Annotated in this window: 12 protein-coding genes; 1 reads left to right on the top strand and 11 read right to left on the bottom strand. The window is 75.9% G+C overall.

All coding sequences use genetic code 11. From position 1 onward, the window contains the following. Positions 1–10: 10 nt before the first annotated feature. From OSR43_RS00980 to OSR43_RS00960, 5 genes are all read right to left on the bottom strand, one after another. The gene (locus OSR43_RS00980; protein WP_302269069.1) at positions 11–622 is read right to left on the bottom strand and encodes an ACT domain-containing protein; all 612 of its coding nucleotides are present in this window, start codon (positions 620–622) and stop codon (positions 11–13) included. 45 nt (positions 623–667) lie between these two features. Further along, positions 668–2,470, bottom strand: coding sequence for an exodeoxyribonuclease V subunit alpha (recD, locus tag OSR43_RS00975; RefSeq protein WP_302269067.1), 1,803 nt, complete (start codon positions 2,468–2,470; stop codon positions 668–670). Continuing rightward, positions 2,467–5,790, bottom strand: a complete 3,324-nt coding sequence (locus OSR43_RS00970) for a UvrD-helicase domain-containing protein (RefSeq protein ID WP_302269066.1) — start codon at positions 5,788–5,790, stop codon at positions 2,467–2,469. The genes recD and OSR43_RS00970 overlap by 4 nt, the downstream gene beginning before the upstream one ends. Further along, on the bottom strand, positions 5,787–9,131 hold the full coding sequence (gene recC, locus OSR43_RS00965; protein WP_302269064.1) for an exodeoxyribonuclease V subunit gamma: 3,345 nt from the start codon (positions 9,129–9,131) through the stop codon (positions 5,787–5,789). Before recC ends, OSR43_RS00970 begins: the two co-directional genes overlap by 4 nt. Positions 9,132–9,282: 151 nt before the next feature. Then, positions 9,283–9,963, bottom strand: coding sequence for a SemiSWEET family transporter (locus OSR43_RS00960; protein ID WP_302269062.1), 681 nt, complete (start codon positions 9,961–9,963; stop codon positions 9,283–9,285). Positions 9,964–10,247: 284 nt separating this feature from the next. On the opposite strand from OSR43_RS00960, the gene OSR43_RS00955 reads away from it, so the two are divergent. Next, a complete protein-coding gene (locus OSR43_RS00955) occupies positions 10,248–10,970 on the top strand; it encodes a hypothetical protein (protein ID WP_302269060.1) in 723 nt (240 codons plus the stop codon). Positions 10,971–11,062: 92 nt separating this feature from the next. Here the strand turns inward: OSR43_RS00955 and OSR43_RS00950 are convergent, their stop codons facing one another. From OSR43_RS00950 to OSR43_RS00925, 6 genes are all read right to left on the bottom strand, one after another. Continuing rightward, positions 11,063–11,542: a PGPGW domain-containing protein gene (locus OSR43_RS00950; protein WP_302269059.1), complete on the bottom strand. Its 480-nt coding sequence runs from the start codon at positions 11,540–11,542 to the stop codon at positions 11,063–11,065. Continuing rightward, positions 11,539–11,982: a PGPGW domain-containing protein gene (locus OSR43_RS00945; protein WP_302269057.1), complete on the bottom strand. Its 444-nt coding sequence runs from the start codon at positions 11,980–11,982 to the stop codon at positions 11,539–11,541. Before OSR43_RS00945 ends, OSR43_RS00950 begins: the two co-directional genes overlap by 4 nt. Positions 11,983–12,030: 48 nt before the next feature. Beyond that, positions 12,031–12,561, bottom strand: coding sequence for a nuclear transport factor 2 family protein (locus OSR43_RS00940; protein ID WP_302269056.1), 531 nt, complete (start codon positions 12,559–12,561; stop codon positions 12,031–12,033). Between the two features lie 2 nt (positions 12,562–12,563). Continuing rightward, positions 12,564–13,358, bottom strand: a complete 795-nt coding sequence (locus tag OSR43_RS00935; protein WP_302269055.1) for a lytic transglycosylase domain-containing protein — start codon at positions 13,356–13,358, stop codon at positions 12,564–12,566. After that, positions 13,355–14,215: a phosphate ABC transporter ATP-binding protein gene (locus OSR43_RS00930; protein ID WP_302269054.1), complete on the bottom strand. Its 861-nt coding sequence runs from the start codon at positions 14,213–14,215 to the stop codon at positions 13,355–13,357. Before OSR43_RS00930 ends, OSR43_RS00935 begins: the two co-directional genes overlap by 4 nt. A gap of 77 nt (positions 14,216–14,292) precedes the next feature. Beyond that, positions 14,293–15,831, bottom strand: coding sequence for an Ig-like domain repeat protein (locus OSR43_RS00925; protein WP_302269053.1), 1,539 nt, complete (start codon positions 15,829–15,831; stop codon positions 14,293–14,295). Positions 15,832–15,877 lie beyond the last annotated feature (46 nt).

Genomic DNA, 15,877 nt, shown 5'->3' with positions numbered 1-15,877 from the left:
CCCGGGCGGGTCAGCCCACCCGCGCCATCGTCTGGGCGAGCCCGACGAGGTGGTCGAGCCGGGCGAGCTCGGAGTCGAGGAACTCCGGGCCGCCGCGGCGGCCGATGACGACGATCTCGTTGCCGTCGAGCCGGACCGCGGCGTAGATCGTCACGTCGTCCCCGTCGACCTCGAGCCGCTCGGTGCGGTCGATCTCGACGAAGTCCAGGTCGTCGGGGGCCGCCTCGGTGCTGTGCCGGACGCCCAGGGCGCGGTGGATGCGGACCGCCCAGTCGCAGCGGAACGTCACCGGCAGCAGGTCCACGCAGCGGTCGACGGCCTTCGCCGGGTCGGCGGTCAGCTCCTCGACGGCCTCCAGGTCGAGCACCAGGTTGCCGCCGGCGGCGTACCGGCTGATCCAGACGACCTCCACGCCGTCGATCTGGTTGCAGGCCGAGACCACCGAGTCGGGCATGGCCCCGCCGGACATCTCGAGCAGCACGTCGTCGAGGGCGGTGCCGTCGTGGCGCTTCTCGACGATCTCGATGGCCTCGATGTCGCCGCCGGCCTCACCGATCGCGGTGGCCAGGCGCCCCAGCGACCCGGGGACGTCGGGCAGCTCGACGCGCAGCAGGAAGGGCATGCTCGCGACCCTAGTGCGCCGACGTTGCGCCCTGGTTTCTCCCGCTCACCCCTCGGGCCGGCGTGTCGCGCCGCCGCGGGCGGCCTGGAGCCGCTGCCGCAGGCCGGTGGCGCGCTGCGCGCGGGTCTCGACCGCGGCCCGCACCGCGGCCTCCGAGCCCACCACGCGCACGTGCCGCTGGGCCCGGGTCACCGCGGTGTAGAACAGCTCCCGGCTCAGCAGCCGCGACCCCTCCTCGGGCAGCAGCACCGTGATCCGCCGCGCCTGGCTGCCCTGGCTCTTGTGGATGGTCATCGCGTGCATCGTCTCGACCGCGTCCAGCCGCCCGGGGGCGAAGTCGTGCAGCCCGCCGGACCCGGCGATCCAGGCGCGCACGCGCCCGTCGCCACCGAGCACCACGGCGCCGGTCTCGCCGTTGTAGACCTCGAGCGCGTGGTCGTTGGTGGTCACCAGCAGCGGCCGGCCGACGTACCACTCCTGGTGCAGGTCCTGGCCGATCTCCTCGGCGAGCCACTGCTCGACGGTCCGGTTCCAGACACGCACCCCGAAGGGGCCCTCGCGGTGCGCGCAGAGCAGCCGGTGCTCGTCGAGGGCGCGTACGGCGGCGGCCGGGTCGCCCCGCTCGGCGGCCCTCCGCACGGCGAGCGCCGAGGCCAGCGTGTCCGCGCGCAGCACGCTCGCGGGGTCGTCGGTCTCGACGAACTCGAGCTCCGCCGAGGGCGCCCGCAGCGCCGCCAGCACCTCGTCGGCCGTGCCGGTGCGCAGCGCCTCGGCCAGGGTCTTGATGTCCTGGGTGGAGCGGTAGTTCTCGGTCAGGGAGACCACCGGCGAGGCCGGGTCGCCCTCGTGCCCCGCGACGAGGTCGGAGAGCACCGCACCTGCGCCGACCGAGGTCAGCTGGCGGGGGTCGCCGACCAGCAGCAGCCGGGCCTGGGGCCGGACCGCCTCGAGCAGCCGCGCCATGAGGGTCAGCTCGACCATCGAGGACTCGTCGACCACGACCACGTCGTAGGTCAGCCGGTTGGTCCGGTCGTGCCGGAACCGGGTCGCGTTGTCCGGTCGCCAGCCCAGCAGCCGGTGCAGCGTCATCGCGTCCAGGCGGCGCAGCCGGTCGCGGTCCTCGGCCGGCAGGCCGGCCAGCTCGGTCTCGACCGCCTCCTGCAGCCGGGCGGCGGCCTTGCCGGTGGGCGCACTGAGGGCCACCGAGAGCCGCTCGCCCCGGGCGGCCGCCTGGTCGGCCAGGACCGCGAGGATCCGGGCCACCGTGGTGGTCTTGCCGGTGCCGGGGCCGCCGGTCAGGACGGTCGTCCACTGGCGCACGCTGCGCTCGGCGGCCTCGCGCTGCTGGGCGCTGAGCCGGCCGGCGCCGACCCGCTCGAGCGCGGCGGCCAGCGCGGCCTCCTCGACCTCGGGCGGCCGCTGCCCGGCCCGCGCGAGCAGGTCGTCGCAGACCTGCTGCTCGAGGCGGTGGTAGCGGTCGAGGTAGAGCAGGCCGTGCTCGAGGCGGAGCGCGCCCTGCGCCACCAGCCTCGACCCCTCCACCGCGCGCAGCCACGCCCCGGGCTCGGGCCAGTCCAGCTCGGGCGCGATCTCCGGTGCCGTCGCCAGGTCGACCGCCACCGAGCCGTGGCGGACGGCGCGGACGGCGAGGGCCAGGGCCAGCAGCACCAGGTCGGCGTCCGGCCCGGCGTCGGGACCGGTCTCGCCGGCGAGGTCGGCCACCCGGGTGGCGACGTGCAGGTCGCCGGCCTCCAGCAGACCGGCCCGGTTGAGCTCGGCGAGCCGTCCGGTCGCCCCGAGCGCCAGGCGCGGGTCCTGCTCCCCCACGGGCTCGAACAGCTCGGTCATGCCCGGACCGTCCCGTCGAGGAGGTCGGACAGCTCCGCCACGAGCGCCACCGGCGGCCGCCAGGAGAAGATCCCGCACGGCTCGCCGTCGACCAGCGGGGTGTCCGCCCCGCACATGCCGCGCAGGTAGAGGTAGAGCACGCCGCCGAGGTGGACCTCCGGGTCGTAGCCCGGCTGGCGCCACCGCAGGAACCGGTGCAGCACCGCGGCGTACAGCAGCGCCTGGAGCGGGTAGTCGGAGTGGCCCATCGCGGCGTCGAGGGCCTCGGGGCGGTAGGCGTGCGCGGTGAGCGGCTCGTCGACCGGGCCGAGCCAGTTGGTCTTGTAGTCGACGACGACGTACCTCGGGCGCTCCTGCTCGTCGCGCAGGCGGAGCACGACGTCGACCGACCCGGTCAGGTAGCCGCGCAGGCTCTGACCGCCGAGCGCCGGCTGGTCGAGGGCGTCGGCGTAGGCCCGCACCGGGTCACCCTCGGGCAGGTGCCGGCGCAGCAGGGGTGCGAGGTCGCCGAGCCGGGCGTCACGTCCGGCGGCCAGGTCGCCTCCGGAGAGGGGGAGCTCGAAGTCCATCTCCCGGAGCCGGTCGCGCAGCGGCACCTGCCGCAGGGTGGTCGGCGCGAGCGGGCCCATCGGGGAGTCGCACACCGCGACCAGGGCGTCGGCGAGCTCCTCGGGGTCCAGCGGCACGGGCCACCGCACGAGCTGCTCGCGGACGTGGCCGAGCAGCTCCGCGCGCAGGTCCGGGGCGTCCGGGTCGGCGTGCTCGAGGACGGCGTGGACGAGGGAGCCGAAGGTCGCGCCCACCGGCAGCCCCGCCATCGGCGAGGGCAAGGAGCCCTCGGCCGGGCGCGGCGTCGGGACCGGGACGTCCGGCTCGTCCTCCTTCGCGACCACCTCCGGCTCGCTGGTCACCCCTCCCGGGCCGGCGGAGGCGGCGACCACGTCCACGCGGGTGAGGGCGGAGTACGACGTGCGCCGCCAGGCCACGTCGACCTCGCGCTGGAAGCGGCGGGCCGCCAGCGCCGGCAGCGCCGGGCGGACGGGGTCGGCGCCGGGGTCGGCGTGGACCGCCGCCTCGACGGTCGGGCCACCGGCCGCCTCCCAGCGCGCGAGGAACTCTGCGGCCTCGTCGTCGGTGCGGTTCGCGAACTCCGCCGGCACCTCGGCCATGCCCGGCCGGCGGCCCAGGACCATCCGGTGCAGCGGCGAGCAGGGGGTGTTGCGGGTGGGCGACCACCAGGCGACGACCTGCGACCGGGCGCGGGTGAGGGCGACGTACAGCAGCCGGAGGTGCTCGGCGGCCTCCTCCTCGGCCCACCGGCGGACGTGGTCGTCCCAGTCGTCCCCTCCGGGTCCGCCGACCGCGAGGCAGCGGCGTCCCTGGGCGTCGTGGAAGAGCGGCATGGACGGCTTGGGGACGTTGCGGTCGGCGAGGGCGGGCAGGTAGACGACGGGGTACTCCAGGCCCTTGCTGGCGTGGATGGTCACGAGCTGGACCGCGGCGGCGTCGGAGTCCAGCCGCCGGGTGCGCTCCGCGCCGCGGCCCTCCCGGGCGTCGGCGACCTGGCCGCGCAGCCAGGCCAGCATCGCGACCAGCCCGAGCCGCTCGGTGAGCGCCGCCTCGTGCAGGGCCTCGCCGAGGTGGCGCAGGTCGGTGAGCCGGCGCTCGCCGCCCACCTCGGCCAGCACCCGGGCCGGGAGGCCCGCGACCGTCGCGGCCTCCAGGACCGCGGCGACGCCGCGCCGGGTGAACACCTCGACCCAGGACCGCAGCGTGTCGGCGACGTCGTCGGTGAGCCGGTCGCCCCCGGCGTCCAGCTCGGTCGCGGTGTGGCCGAAGAAGCAGGTCAGGGCCGCGGTCCGGACCCGGGCGCTGCGGTGCGGCTGCTCGAGGGCCTCCAGCAGCTCGAGCCACTCGGTGGCCGCCGGGGTGGCGAAGACGCTCCCGCCCCCGGCGATCACGGCGGGGACGCCCAGCTCGTGGAGGGCGGCTCGGCAGGCGGCGAGGTCGGCGTGCCGGTAGCTGATGACGGCGACGTCCCGAGGCTCCAGCGGCCGGCCCTCGAACGTCGCGCCGGAGGCGAGGAGCCGCCGCACGTCGAGCGCGAGGTCGCGTGCCACGTGGGGGCGGGTCTGGCTGACGTAGAGCGGCGCGGTGCCGCGTCGGCCGAGCTGGTCGCGGCGCAGCACCCGGAGCCGGAACGGCGCGGTGCTCGGCGCCCCCGCGAGGCGCGAGCCGGGGTGGTGGTGGGTGACGTCGTGCACCACGATCCGGGGGTCGCCGAGCTCGGCCCCGCGCAGCACGGTCTGGAACGCGTCGAGGAGGTGCTCGTCGCTGCGCCAGTTGACCGGCAGCGTCTTGGTGGTGGTCGCGGTCGCCGCCGCGTGGAGGTACGTCGTGACGTCGCCGCCGCGGAAGGCGTAGATCGCCTGCTTGGGGTCGCCGATGAGCACCATCGTGGCGTGGCCGGTGAACGCCCGGTCCAGCACCTGCCACTGCACGGGATCGGTGTCCTGGAACTCGTCGACCAGCACGATCCGCCACCGTTGGCGCATCCGGGCTCGGGCCGGCGCGTCGGGGTGCTCGAGGGCGTCGGCGAGCTGGGCGAGCAGGTCGTCGTAGGAAAGGACCCCGAGCCTGCGCTTGCGCCGCTCCATCTCCGTGCGCACCGCGCGGGCGAAGGCGACGCGCCGGCCCGCCGGGGTCGAGCGGTCCTCCTCGGCCGGCTCGAGGCGGGCCTGGGGGTCCCTGACGACGGCCCGGGCGATTCCCATCGCCTCCGCCCGGCTGAACGCCGGGGCGGTGTCGGCGAAGGCGAACGCCCGCAGGTAGAGGTCGTCGACGACCTCGGTCAGCAGGTCGTCGAGGTCCTCGACGAGACGGGCCCGAGCGTCGGTGTCGCCCGCGACCCCGAGGGAGCCGAGCACCATGGAGCAGAACTGGTGGGTGGTGGCGATCGTGGCGCCGTCGAACCCGGCGAGCGCGTCGGTCACCCGGCGGTGCCGCAGCGCCCGCTCGTCGGCGTCGCAGTCCAGCAGCAGCTCGATGAGCGCGGACGGCTCGGCCGGCGCGAGGGTGGGGTCGTCGGCGAGCGCGCGCTCGGCCTCGACCAGCTGGCCGCGGACGCGCTCGCGCAGCTCCTGGCTGGCGGCCCGACCGAAGGTCACGACGAGCATCTGCTCCAGGGGGCAGACCCCCTCCGCGACGTACCGGGTCACCAGCGCACCGATCGTCCACGTCTTGCCGGTTCCGGCGCTCGCCTCGAGCAGGGTGGTCCCGGTGGGCAGCGGGTCGCGGATGTCGAAGGCCGTCGTGCTCACAGCGCGGCCACCCGCTCCCCGCCGGTGAGCAGCGGCTCCCAGACCAGCCAGGCGTACGTCGCCAGGCCGGCGTCGAGCAGGACCGACAGCGGCGCGCGCTCGCCCCACACCCGGACGTGGTGGGGGTCGGCGTCCTCCCCCTCGATGCCCCAGCTGTTGCCCGGGTCGGTGCGCCACGCCCGCTCCGCGGCCTGGTCGGGGGAGCGGTCGTTCCCCATCAGCTCCAGGACGCGTGCCTCCGCCCAGGCGTGGGCGGTCAGGACGGGGATCGGCAGCGGGCGGGTCAGCCCGAGGTCCATCAGCTCCACCAGCTCGCGGAGCCGGTCGACCGCGCGGTGGTCGACCGGGCCGGCGAGGGCGCGCTTGGGCCCGGCCTTGTCCCGGCCGACCGCGTGGGCGGTCCAGTGCTCGTCGGGCCGGCCGGCGCTCAGCGCGAGCAGTTCGACCCAGGAGGCCAGCCGCTGCTTGGCCTTCAGCCGGGAGTAGCTCAGCGTGACGATCCGGGTGCCGTGCACCCGCTGCACGACGCCGGAGAGCCGGCGGCCGTCGCCGAGCGGCACGTCGACGTCGAGGCTGCGAGCGGGGCCGGTGCGCAGGTCGGTGGTGCTGGCCCACAGCTTCTGGGACTCCTCGACGACCTGGGTCAGGGACGCGTGCCCGAGCCGGCCCGGTGGCAGCGAGCCGCGCAGCTGCTCGGCGGTCATCACCGCCGCGGCGTCCTGCCCGGCGAGCAGCTCGTTCAGGAGCCGGTCGCCGACCTCCCACGAGCGCAGCCCGTCGAGGTCGACCGGGATCGCGTCGCTGACCTCCTCGGCCGCGCGCGGCGTGCCGATGTCGAGCCGTCGGCGCAGGAAGGTGCGGACCGGGTGCCGCAGGAAGTCGTGGAGGTCGGCGAGCGCGACGTCGTCGGTGTCGCGCTCGGCCAGCGGGGCCGCGAGGAACACCGGGCGGGGGTGGCGCTCGCCGAGCGCCGCGCGGGCGCCGGCCAGCGCGGGCTCGTCGAACCCGAACGGCCCGGCCACGCCGAGCGCGCCGTCGGCGAAGTTGCGTGCGTCGTAGGGCTGCAGCGGGTGGCGCACCAGGACCTGGTCGCGGACCGGCGCGGCGGCGGTGCGGTCGAGCGCGTCGAGCACCTCGCCCAGCGGCACCGCGGGCGGGCGGGGGGCACCGGAGTGCTCGTTGGCGCCGGTGTAGGTGACGACCAGGGTCTCCGAGGCCGCCATCACCGCGTCGAGGAGCAGCTGGCGGTCCTCGCTGCGCGGGTCGCGCTCGCCGGTGCGCGGCCGACGGGCCAGCACGTCGTCGCCGTCGACGGACCCGGTGCGCGGGAAGACGCCGTCGTCGAGGCCGACCAGGCAGACCACCCGGTGCGGCACCGAGCGCATCGGGACCATGGTGCAGACCGTCAGCGTGCCGGTGCGGAAGTTCGCCCGGGTCGGCCGGCCGCCGAGGCGGGACTCCAGCAGCGCCCGGACGTCGGCCAGCCGCAGCGGCACGTCCGCGCCCGACCCCGCCGCCTCGACCGCGCGCGCCAGCTCGCGCTCGAGCTGGGGCAGCTGCCAGGCGTCCTCAAGCGGCACGTCGGTCAGCGCGCGGACGCCGTCGTGCAGCGCGGTCATCCACTCCCCCACGAGCGCCGCGGAGCCGAGCGCCCGCAGGCACTCCTCCAGGCGCGCCAGCAGCTCGGCGAACCGGCCAACGAGGTCGATGTCGCCGCTGCCCACGTCGTCCAGCGGCAGCCCGCGACCCAGGTGCCGGTGGTCGTCGCCGCTCATCACCACGCCGAGCAGCACCCGGTCGAGGCCCGCGCGCCACGTGTTGTGTGCGAACCCGCTCATCGCGAAGCCCGCGCGTCCCTCCGCGTCCAGGCCCCAGCGCACGCCGGCGTCGCCGACCCAGCGGGTCACCCGGGCCACGTCGTCGTCGGTGAGCCGGAACCTGGCGCGGACGGCCTCGGCCGAGACCAGGTCGAGCACCTCGCTGGCCGTCACCCGGCCACCAGCGAGCGCGACGAGCCGGGCGGCGACCGACAGCAGCGGGTTGGTGCTGGTCAGGGCGCGGTCGGCCAGCCGGACGCGCAGCCGGTGCGCGGGGTGCCCGTGGTCGTCGGGCACCACGTCGGCCAGGCCGAAGCCCGCCGAGACCAGCGGGGCGTAGGTCTCGATGTCCGGGCACATCACGAGGATGTCGCGCGGCTCGAGCGTCGGGTCGTCGGCGAGGAGGCCGACGAGCACCTCGCGGAGCACGTCGACCTGTCGTGCGGGTCCGTGGCAGGCATGGACCTGCACGCTGCGGTCGTCGGGGGCCGGCCGTCGGGCCGCCCGCTCCGCGGCGTCGGGGGCCGCGTTGGCGCGGAGGTCGTGCTGCAGCCAGCCGAGCAGGGTCGCGCCCGGGGCCCCCGCCGCCGCGGGGTCGGTCGCCGCTGTCTCGTGCTCCTCGGCGTCGGCGTCGGCCAGCGCGCGCCGCAGCTCACGGGTGTCGCGCCCGAGGGAGGCGAGCAGCGGGTGCCCCACCCGCAGCGCGGTGTCGTCCTCCGCGCGGGCGACGGGGCCGCCCACCCCGGCGAGGTCTCGCCACAGGGCGGGCGAGGGCTGCGGGAGCCACAGGTGCACCTCCCGGTCGGTGCCGAGGGCGGAGAGGAGCTCGACCTCGGTGACCGGCAGCCGGGTGTGGCCGAAGAGCGAGAGCCGGTCGGGCAGGTCGAGCCCGTCACCGCCGGCCCGGAGGGCGGCGAGCGTCGCCTCGTGGCGGACGTCCGGCGGGTCGACCGGGACCCGCTGGAGCAGGCGTCGCCACAGCTCGGGCTGCCAGCGCAGGTCCTCGTCAAGCGGCGCACCCGCACCGTCGGTGTCCCGCCCCACGCGCCAGTCGGCCACGAGCGAGGGTCGCTGGACGGCGTACGACGCGAAGAGCCCGGCGAGCCGGCGGGCGACCGACCAGCGCCGGTTGCGCCGCAGGGCCGCCTCCTCGCCCTCCAGGCGGTGGCCGAGGTGGGCGGCCAGCGTCGCGCACCAGGGTTCGTCGAGGCTGTCGTCGATCACCCCGAGGAGCGGCCACACCAGCCGGTCGGGGTCCCACGGGTCGTCGCGGTCGCGGTCGAGCAGCAGCCCCACCAGCGACCGCGGGCTGAGGAAGCGGACCCCCGCGCAGACCCCGTCCCCACCGCCCGGCGACGCGCCGAGCCGGTGCGAGAGGCGCTGGGTGAGCCAGCGCTCCACGCCCCTCGCCGGGACCGCGACCACCTCCTCGGCGAAGGGGTCCGCGAGCGGGCGCGACAGCAGGTCGCCGAGGGCGTCGGCGAGCTGGTCGGTCCGCGGCGCAGAGTGCAGGTGGAGGGGCACGCGGCGCAGCATGCCACCCGGCGCCGACAGGGCCGGCGCCGTGGCCGGGGTGCGCCGTCGGAACCGCGCAATTGAACGATTGCGGCGGGTCCCGAGGCCGGGAACCGGTCAGAACCGCGCAATTGAACGATTGCGGCGGCCCGCGACCCGCTCAGGCGACCAGGCTCAGCTCGTCGGCGGAGACGGCCGCCAGGGGGGCGGGGGTGGGCAGGCGGACCAGCCGGGCGTGCACGTGCGGCGGGAGGCCGACGCGGGTGAGGATCGCGAGCGAGCCGAGGGTGGCGACGGCGGCGTAGATGACGTTGGCCTCCACGCCGGCCAGCACGCCGTACGCACCGGCCAGCAGCGCGTCGACGACGAGCATGACCCAGCCCGAGACGGCGATGGCCGCGACGTCGTGGCTGCGCCAGGCGGTCAGGGCCGCGGGGGTGACCAGCAGCGCGACCGAGCAGCCGAGGACGACGGTCACCGGTCCGTGCCCGACCCACAGCGCGGAGAGGCCCGCGGAGACCACGACGACGGCCCACACCAGCGGGAGCCACAGCCGGTCGCGGGAGCCGCCGCGGCGCCAGGCGAGGACGAGCGCGCCCGCGGTCGCCGGGATGCTCACCGCCGCGGGGAGCGCGACCCACACGTCGCGCTCGAGGGTGCCGTACAGCGTCCACGCGACGTTGCTGATGCTGGAGCAGGCGAGCGCGGCGACGCTGACGCCCGCCGCGGAGACGGTGCGGCGCAGCTTGCGGAACTGCGGCACGGTGTAGCCGAAGGCGAGGAGGGTGGCGGCGAGTCCGATGAGGCTCGCGAGCTCGAGGGGCACTGCTGGTCCGTCCATTCCTGGCGCGCCTCGGGGCGCGCACGTACGACGCGGCCGCCTCGCGCATGGCGTGGCGACCGCGTGGGTCTGCTGTGTTTCCGGGTGGAGCTGGTGGCGGCACGCCGGCGGGTCGTCAGCCGGGCCTCTCCGACGGAAATCTTATCGTCTCGGCACGGGTGCTCCGGACGATCTGCAGTGTTCGCGACGTCCGCACACCGTGATCTCGCGCACAGGACGCGCCTAACGTCCGCTCGGCCGGGTCGTTGAGCCACCAGACCCCACCCGCCACCGCAGGAGCCGCCATGTCGAACCCCGTCCTCCGCCAGCTGCTCACCGCGCTGGCCTCCGTCGCCCTCGTGGTCGGATCCGTCGTCGGGGTCGGCGTCGCGCTGACCTCCGCGGGCACCACGAGCGCCGCCGCGGCCCCGCCCGGCTGCACCGCCGAGCAGAACACCTACGACGACGCCGAGGACCGGGTGGACCGCCTCGAGCGCGCGCTGGCCACGAGGTCGGCCAAGGTCGCGCAGGCCCGGAAGGCCTACCAGCAGGCACCGAAGGGCTCGAAGAAGCGGGCGCAGGCGAAGAAGGCGCTCGCGCAGGCGAAGGCCTCGAAGAACCGAGTCAAGGTGAACCTCGCCCGGGCGCGCAGCGACCGCGACGCCGCCCGCCGCGACCTCTCGGACTGCCGTGACCGGGCGACCTCCGCGCCGACCAGCACGGCCACCAGCACCGTGACGGCCACCGTCACGGCCAGCCCCAGCGGCAGCGCGACGGCCACGCCGACGGGCACCACCAGCCCGAGCCCGACCTGCTCGCCGAGCGCCACCACGAGCCCGCGCCCGACGTCGACGGCCACGCCGACGCCCGGCCCGGGCCTGCCGACCGGCCTGCCGACGGGCCTGCCCACCGGCCTGCCGTCCACCGACCCCTGCGCGGGCGGCCCGCTCGACCCGCTGTGCGACGTGCTCGGCCCGGTCCCGCTGCCGCTGCCGTTCTGCCCGACGGCCGGGGCCACCCGCCGCTGACGGTCCCGCTCCACGCGACAGGGGAGGTCCCCCGGCCACGAGCCGGCGGGCCTCCCCTGTCGCTGTCGGCGTCCCGGGCGCCCCGGGGCACCTCAGCCCTGCTGGCGGTCCGCCCGGTCGATGTCGCGCTCGAGCGCGGCGACGGCGTCGGGGCGGCCGTGGAAGCGGCGGTAGCTGTAGACGAGCAGCGCCAGCGCGACGATCCCGGACACGACCTGCGTGATCCCCGTGGCGATGCCGCCCGGCAGCCACCACGAGTCCGCGAACGGCCACCAGGCGGGGACGTCGGGCTTCCAGATCCACAGCACGCCGGCGGCGACCAGCACGAGCGCGACGCCGGCGGAGAAGACCACGCGGACCTTGGTCTCGACCGACTCCGCGGCGCCCTTGAGCGCGCGGTACTTCACCGGGTCCAGCCGCCGCTCGGCCCACTCGTACTGCTGGCTGAGGACCGCCAGGCCGCCGAAGAGCATCAGCAGCCCGGGGCCGGGCAGGATCAGCGCGGCGACGCCCGCGACCACCAGGAACCAGCCGACGACCTCGAGGGTCACCCGGCGCGCGGCACCCTTCACGACTCGCTCTCCGTCGCGCGGGCGGTGGCGGTGTCCATGGCGTCGAGCATCCCAGAGCGCGGCAAGCCCGTCACCGGTGACCGGTGCCGCCGGTGCTCGGCCACCAGCAGCGCGAACGCCGCCACTCCCGAGACCAGCTGCCCCACGCCGGTCCAGGTCCCGCCGGGCAGCCAGGGCCAGGCCGGCCAGATCCACAGCAGGCCGGCGAGCGCCAGCACCGCCGTGCCGCCGAGGCTCACGGCCGAGCGCAGCGGGGTGCTGACCGCCTGCCGGCCCGCGACCGCCCGCACCCGCTCGACGCAGCGCCCGGCCCAGTCGTAGCGCCGGGCGAGCAGGCCGAGGCCGCAGGCGAGGAGCACCACGCCGGGCCCCGGCAGCGGCAGCAGCACCAGGCCGGCGAGGACCAGCAGCCAGCCCACCGGCTCCACGAGCACCCGCACCGGGCCGGTTCTACCCGCGGCGGGGGAACCCCGCGTGAACGCCCGGCCTCAGCCGCCCGACGTGCCGCCGTACGTCGCGACGTACGCGCGGCCCTCGTCCCCGAGCCGGCCGTGCGCCTCGGCCACGGCCGCCCAGCGCAGCGTCGTGCGCAGGAACCGCAGCGGGTTGTAGACGTCCTCCTCGCCGGAGAAGAGCCCGTCCCCGGCGTAGGTCATGATCGTCAGGTTCGACTCCTCGTGCAGCGACCCGTCCCCCGGGTCGGGCATCAGGTTGCGCACCTCGCAGACCAGCCGCGAGCGCTCGAGGTCGACCGTCGACCAGGCCAGCGGGAACCCGGTCATCACGTTGCCCGGGAAGCTCGTCATCGTCCGCACCGACCACTCGCGGATCTCCTCGCGGCCGCGGAAGGTGCCGTAGGCGTGCTCGACGTACGTCGCGTCCTCGGTGAAGAGGTCCGCGTACCCGTGCCAGTCGCCGCTCGCGGTGAACCCCTCGACCCGCGCGTGGAACGCGGCGTAGGCCTCGGTGATCTCCTCTGCGCCGAAGGTCCCGGTCCGGTCGGTGCGCTGCAGGGTCATGCTCATCCCGTCCGCTCGGCGTAGGCGGTCGCGGCGGCGTGGACGGCCGCGACGTACTCCTGCGCGTGGTTGTAGGAGAAGATCGCCGCCGACCAGCCCTCCCCGGTGGTCAGGTCGTGCCCGTCGGCGCACAGGTAGCGGACCGCCGCGAGCGCGGCGTCGTCGAGGTCGTTGGGGTCCTCGGTCCCGTCGCCGTCGCCGTCGGCGGACCAGCGCCGCCAGGTCGAGGGGATGAACTGCAGCGGCCCGACCGCGTGGTCCCAGTCGGGGTCGCCGTGCCAGCGGCTGGAGGAGGGGGTGGCCGGGATCGCGGCCACCTTGCCGCGACCGTCGAGCGCGGGACCGAGGACCGGGCTGGAGGAGTGCCCGTCCTCCCCGAGGGCACGGCCGTCGATGGTGCCGTGCTGGGACTCCACCCAGCCGATGCCGGCCAGCGTCGTCCAGCCGACCGAGCACCCGTCGGGCGCCATCAGCGTGGCCCGGCCGTACGCCGCGACGGCGGGCGCGGGGATCCCGGAGCGGTCCGCCGTGGTCGCCGCCCACGTGGGGTCCACGGCCGGCACGCCGGACCCGGCCCGGACGCCTCCGCGGCTCCCGGTGGCCGCCCGGCCGGGGGCCTCCTCGGGCGCCGCGACCTCGGGGACGGCCGCCACCAGCGGCTCGGCCGTCGCGTCCGCGCTGCGCGTCCGGGCCGGGTCGAGCACCCGCTGCTGGGCCCAGAACGCGGTGCCGGAGAGCACCGCGAGGGCGAGCAGGAACCCGAGGACCGCGGGGAGCGCGCGGACGCGTCCGGTCATCCGAACCGGCCGTTGACGTAGTCGCTGGTGCGCTGGTCGCGCGGGGCCGAGAACATCGCGCCGGTGTCGCCGTGCTCCACGATCACGCCGGGCGTGCCGTGGGAGGCCAGGAAGAAGGCGCACTGCGTGGAGACGCGTGCGGCCTGCTGCATGTTGTGCGTGACGATGACGATGGTGACCTCCCGGGCGAGCTCCAGCATGGTCTCCTCGATCACGCGTGTCGAGGTGGGGTCCAGCGCCGAGCAGGGCTCGTCCATGAGCAACACCCGCGGCTTGACCGCGAGCGAGCGGGCGATGCACAGCCGCTGCTGCTGGCCGCCGGACAGGCCGCCGCCGGGCGCGTCGAGGCGGTCGCGCACCTCGGTCCACAGGCCCGCCTTGGTCAGGCAGGACTCCACCAGCTCCTCCTTGGCCGACCGCGAGGCGCGGGTGCCGGTGAGGCGCAGGCCGGCCAGGACGTTCTCCCGGATCGACATCGCCGGGAACGGGTTGGGCTTCTGGAAGACCATGCCGATCGCGCGGCGGGCGTCGATGAGGCGCCGGTCGGGGTCGTAGACGTCCTCGCCGTCGAGCAGCACCTCGCCCGCGAGCCGGGCCGAGGGCACCAGCTCGTGCATCCGGTTCAGGATGCGCAGGAAGGTCGACTTGCCGCAGCCGGACGGGCCGATGAGCGCGGTGATGCCGCCCGCCGGCATCGTGAGCGAGACCCGGTCGAGCACCTTGCGCTCGCCGAACCACGCGGTGATCTCGTGGGCCCGCAGCTCCGCGAGCGGCGCGAGCGGCGCGAGCGGCGCCACGGGGGCGGGCGGGCCGGCCGGGACGGCGGGCAGGACGGTGGTCTCGTCGGTGGTGCTCATGGTTCGGTTCCTCGCTGGTCGACCGCGCGGCACCGGGCGGTCGTCGTACGACGACCGCCCGGTGCCGGTGGTGCGGGCTACTTCTGGGTGATGGTGAAGGACTTCGTGGCGCCGACGGCGACGCCGTTGCCGCCCCAGACCGCCTTCAGGGAGTGCTTGCCCTTGGCCAGCTTCGGCAGCTTGACCGTGGCCTTGCCGCCCTTGAGGGCGACCGACTTGAGGGTCTTGGAGCCCTCCATGACCTTCACCGTGCCGGTGGCCTGGCCGCTCGCGCCGGTGAGCGCGACGGTGACGGTGCCGGCGGCCTTCTTGCCCTTGGCGACCTTCGCGGGGAAGGTCTCGGAGACGGCGGAGCCGGCCTTGACGACCACCGAGGCGGTCGCGGTCGAGCCCTCGAAGGCCGAGCCCTGCGCCGGGACGAACTCGGCGGCGAAGGAGCGGCTGCCGAGGTCCAGGCCGGTGGCGGTGTACGTCGCGCGGCCGGAGACCAGCGGGACGCCGGTGGCCAGCGTGGTGCCGCCGGAGGTGAAGGTGACCGTGCCCTGCGGAGCGGTGCTGCCGGTGACCTGGGCGACCAGGGTCGCCGACTTCGCGCGGGTGCTGGAGCCGCTCAGCGCGAGCGTGGTCCGGACCGACTCGTTGAGCGTGAAGTTGCTGGTCGCGCTCTGGGTGGCCTGGCCGCAGACGCCGCCCTGGGCCGGGGTGGCGAGCTGCTTGAAGCCGGCGCGCTCGATGAGGGCGCGGGCGTCGGAGGAGCAGAGGTAGCCCTTCTCGCCGAAGACCGACTGGACGGCGGCCGTGGCGAGGTCGGCGCCGCGGACGACGTTGTAGAGCGCGCGGTCGGCGCGGAAGCCGGTCTCGAGGCGCAGCGTCTTGCCGAGCAGGCCGGCGCGGCCCTCGGAGAACGGCGCGACGGCGTTCGGGTCGCCCTTGATCGCGGTGTCGTCGTGCTCCTGGACCTCGGCGACCGACTTGGCGAGCGTCACCGCGACGCCGCCGTTGGCGGCCTGCAGCTGGGCGGTGAAGAAGCTGCGGGTGCCCGAGCCGGCCTGGGGGATCAGCGGCTTGATGACGCCGTCCTTGCCGCCGACCTGCGACCAGTTGGTGACCGTGCCGTCGTAGATGTCGACGATCTGGTCCTTGGTGAGCGCGGCGGGCGCGTTGGAGGCGGTCGAGCCGGAGACGGCCATGACCAGGGTGTCGAGCGCGAACGGGAAGTTCTGCAGGCCGGCCTGGACCTCGGCGGTCGAGGGGCCGGAGGAGGAGCGGGCGAAATCCACACCCGCGTTGTTGCCGGCGCCGTAGAGCAGGGCCTTGCCCGCGCCGGAGCCGTTGGGCCGCCTGAGGGCGCCGGTGTGCAGGGTGACGTCGCCGCCGCCGGTGGCGGCGTAGGTGGCGAGCTTCGCGGCCGGCGAGGTGGCGTTCCAGCCGTCGGCGAGCAGCTTGAGGGCGTGCTGGCTGGTGTCGGACCCGACGCCGACCAGGTCCGCGGCGACCGGGGCGAACGTCGTGTCGTCGGGGTCGACGGCGGCGGTCGCCGGGGCGGCCGTGAGCGCGAGCACGGAGCCGGTCACGGCCGCGGCCGCGAGACCGGCGAGGGACTTGCGTACAGACATCTCGACATCGCTTTCTTGGAGGTGGGTGGTGCGTGGTGGTGGTGCG

This window comes from Nocardioides sp. Arc9.136, assembly GCF_030506255.1.
GTDB lineage: Bacteria > Actinomycetota > Actinomycetes > Propionibacteriales > Nocardioidaceae > Nocardioides.
Note: the sequence above shows the minus strand (reverse complement) of the source record. Positions and strands in the feature narration are given on the sequence as shown.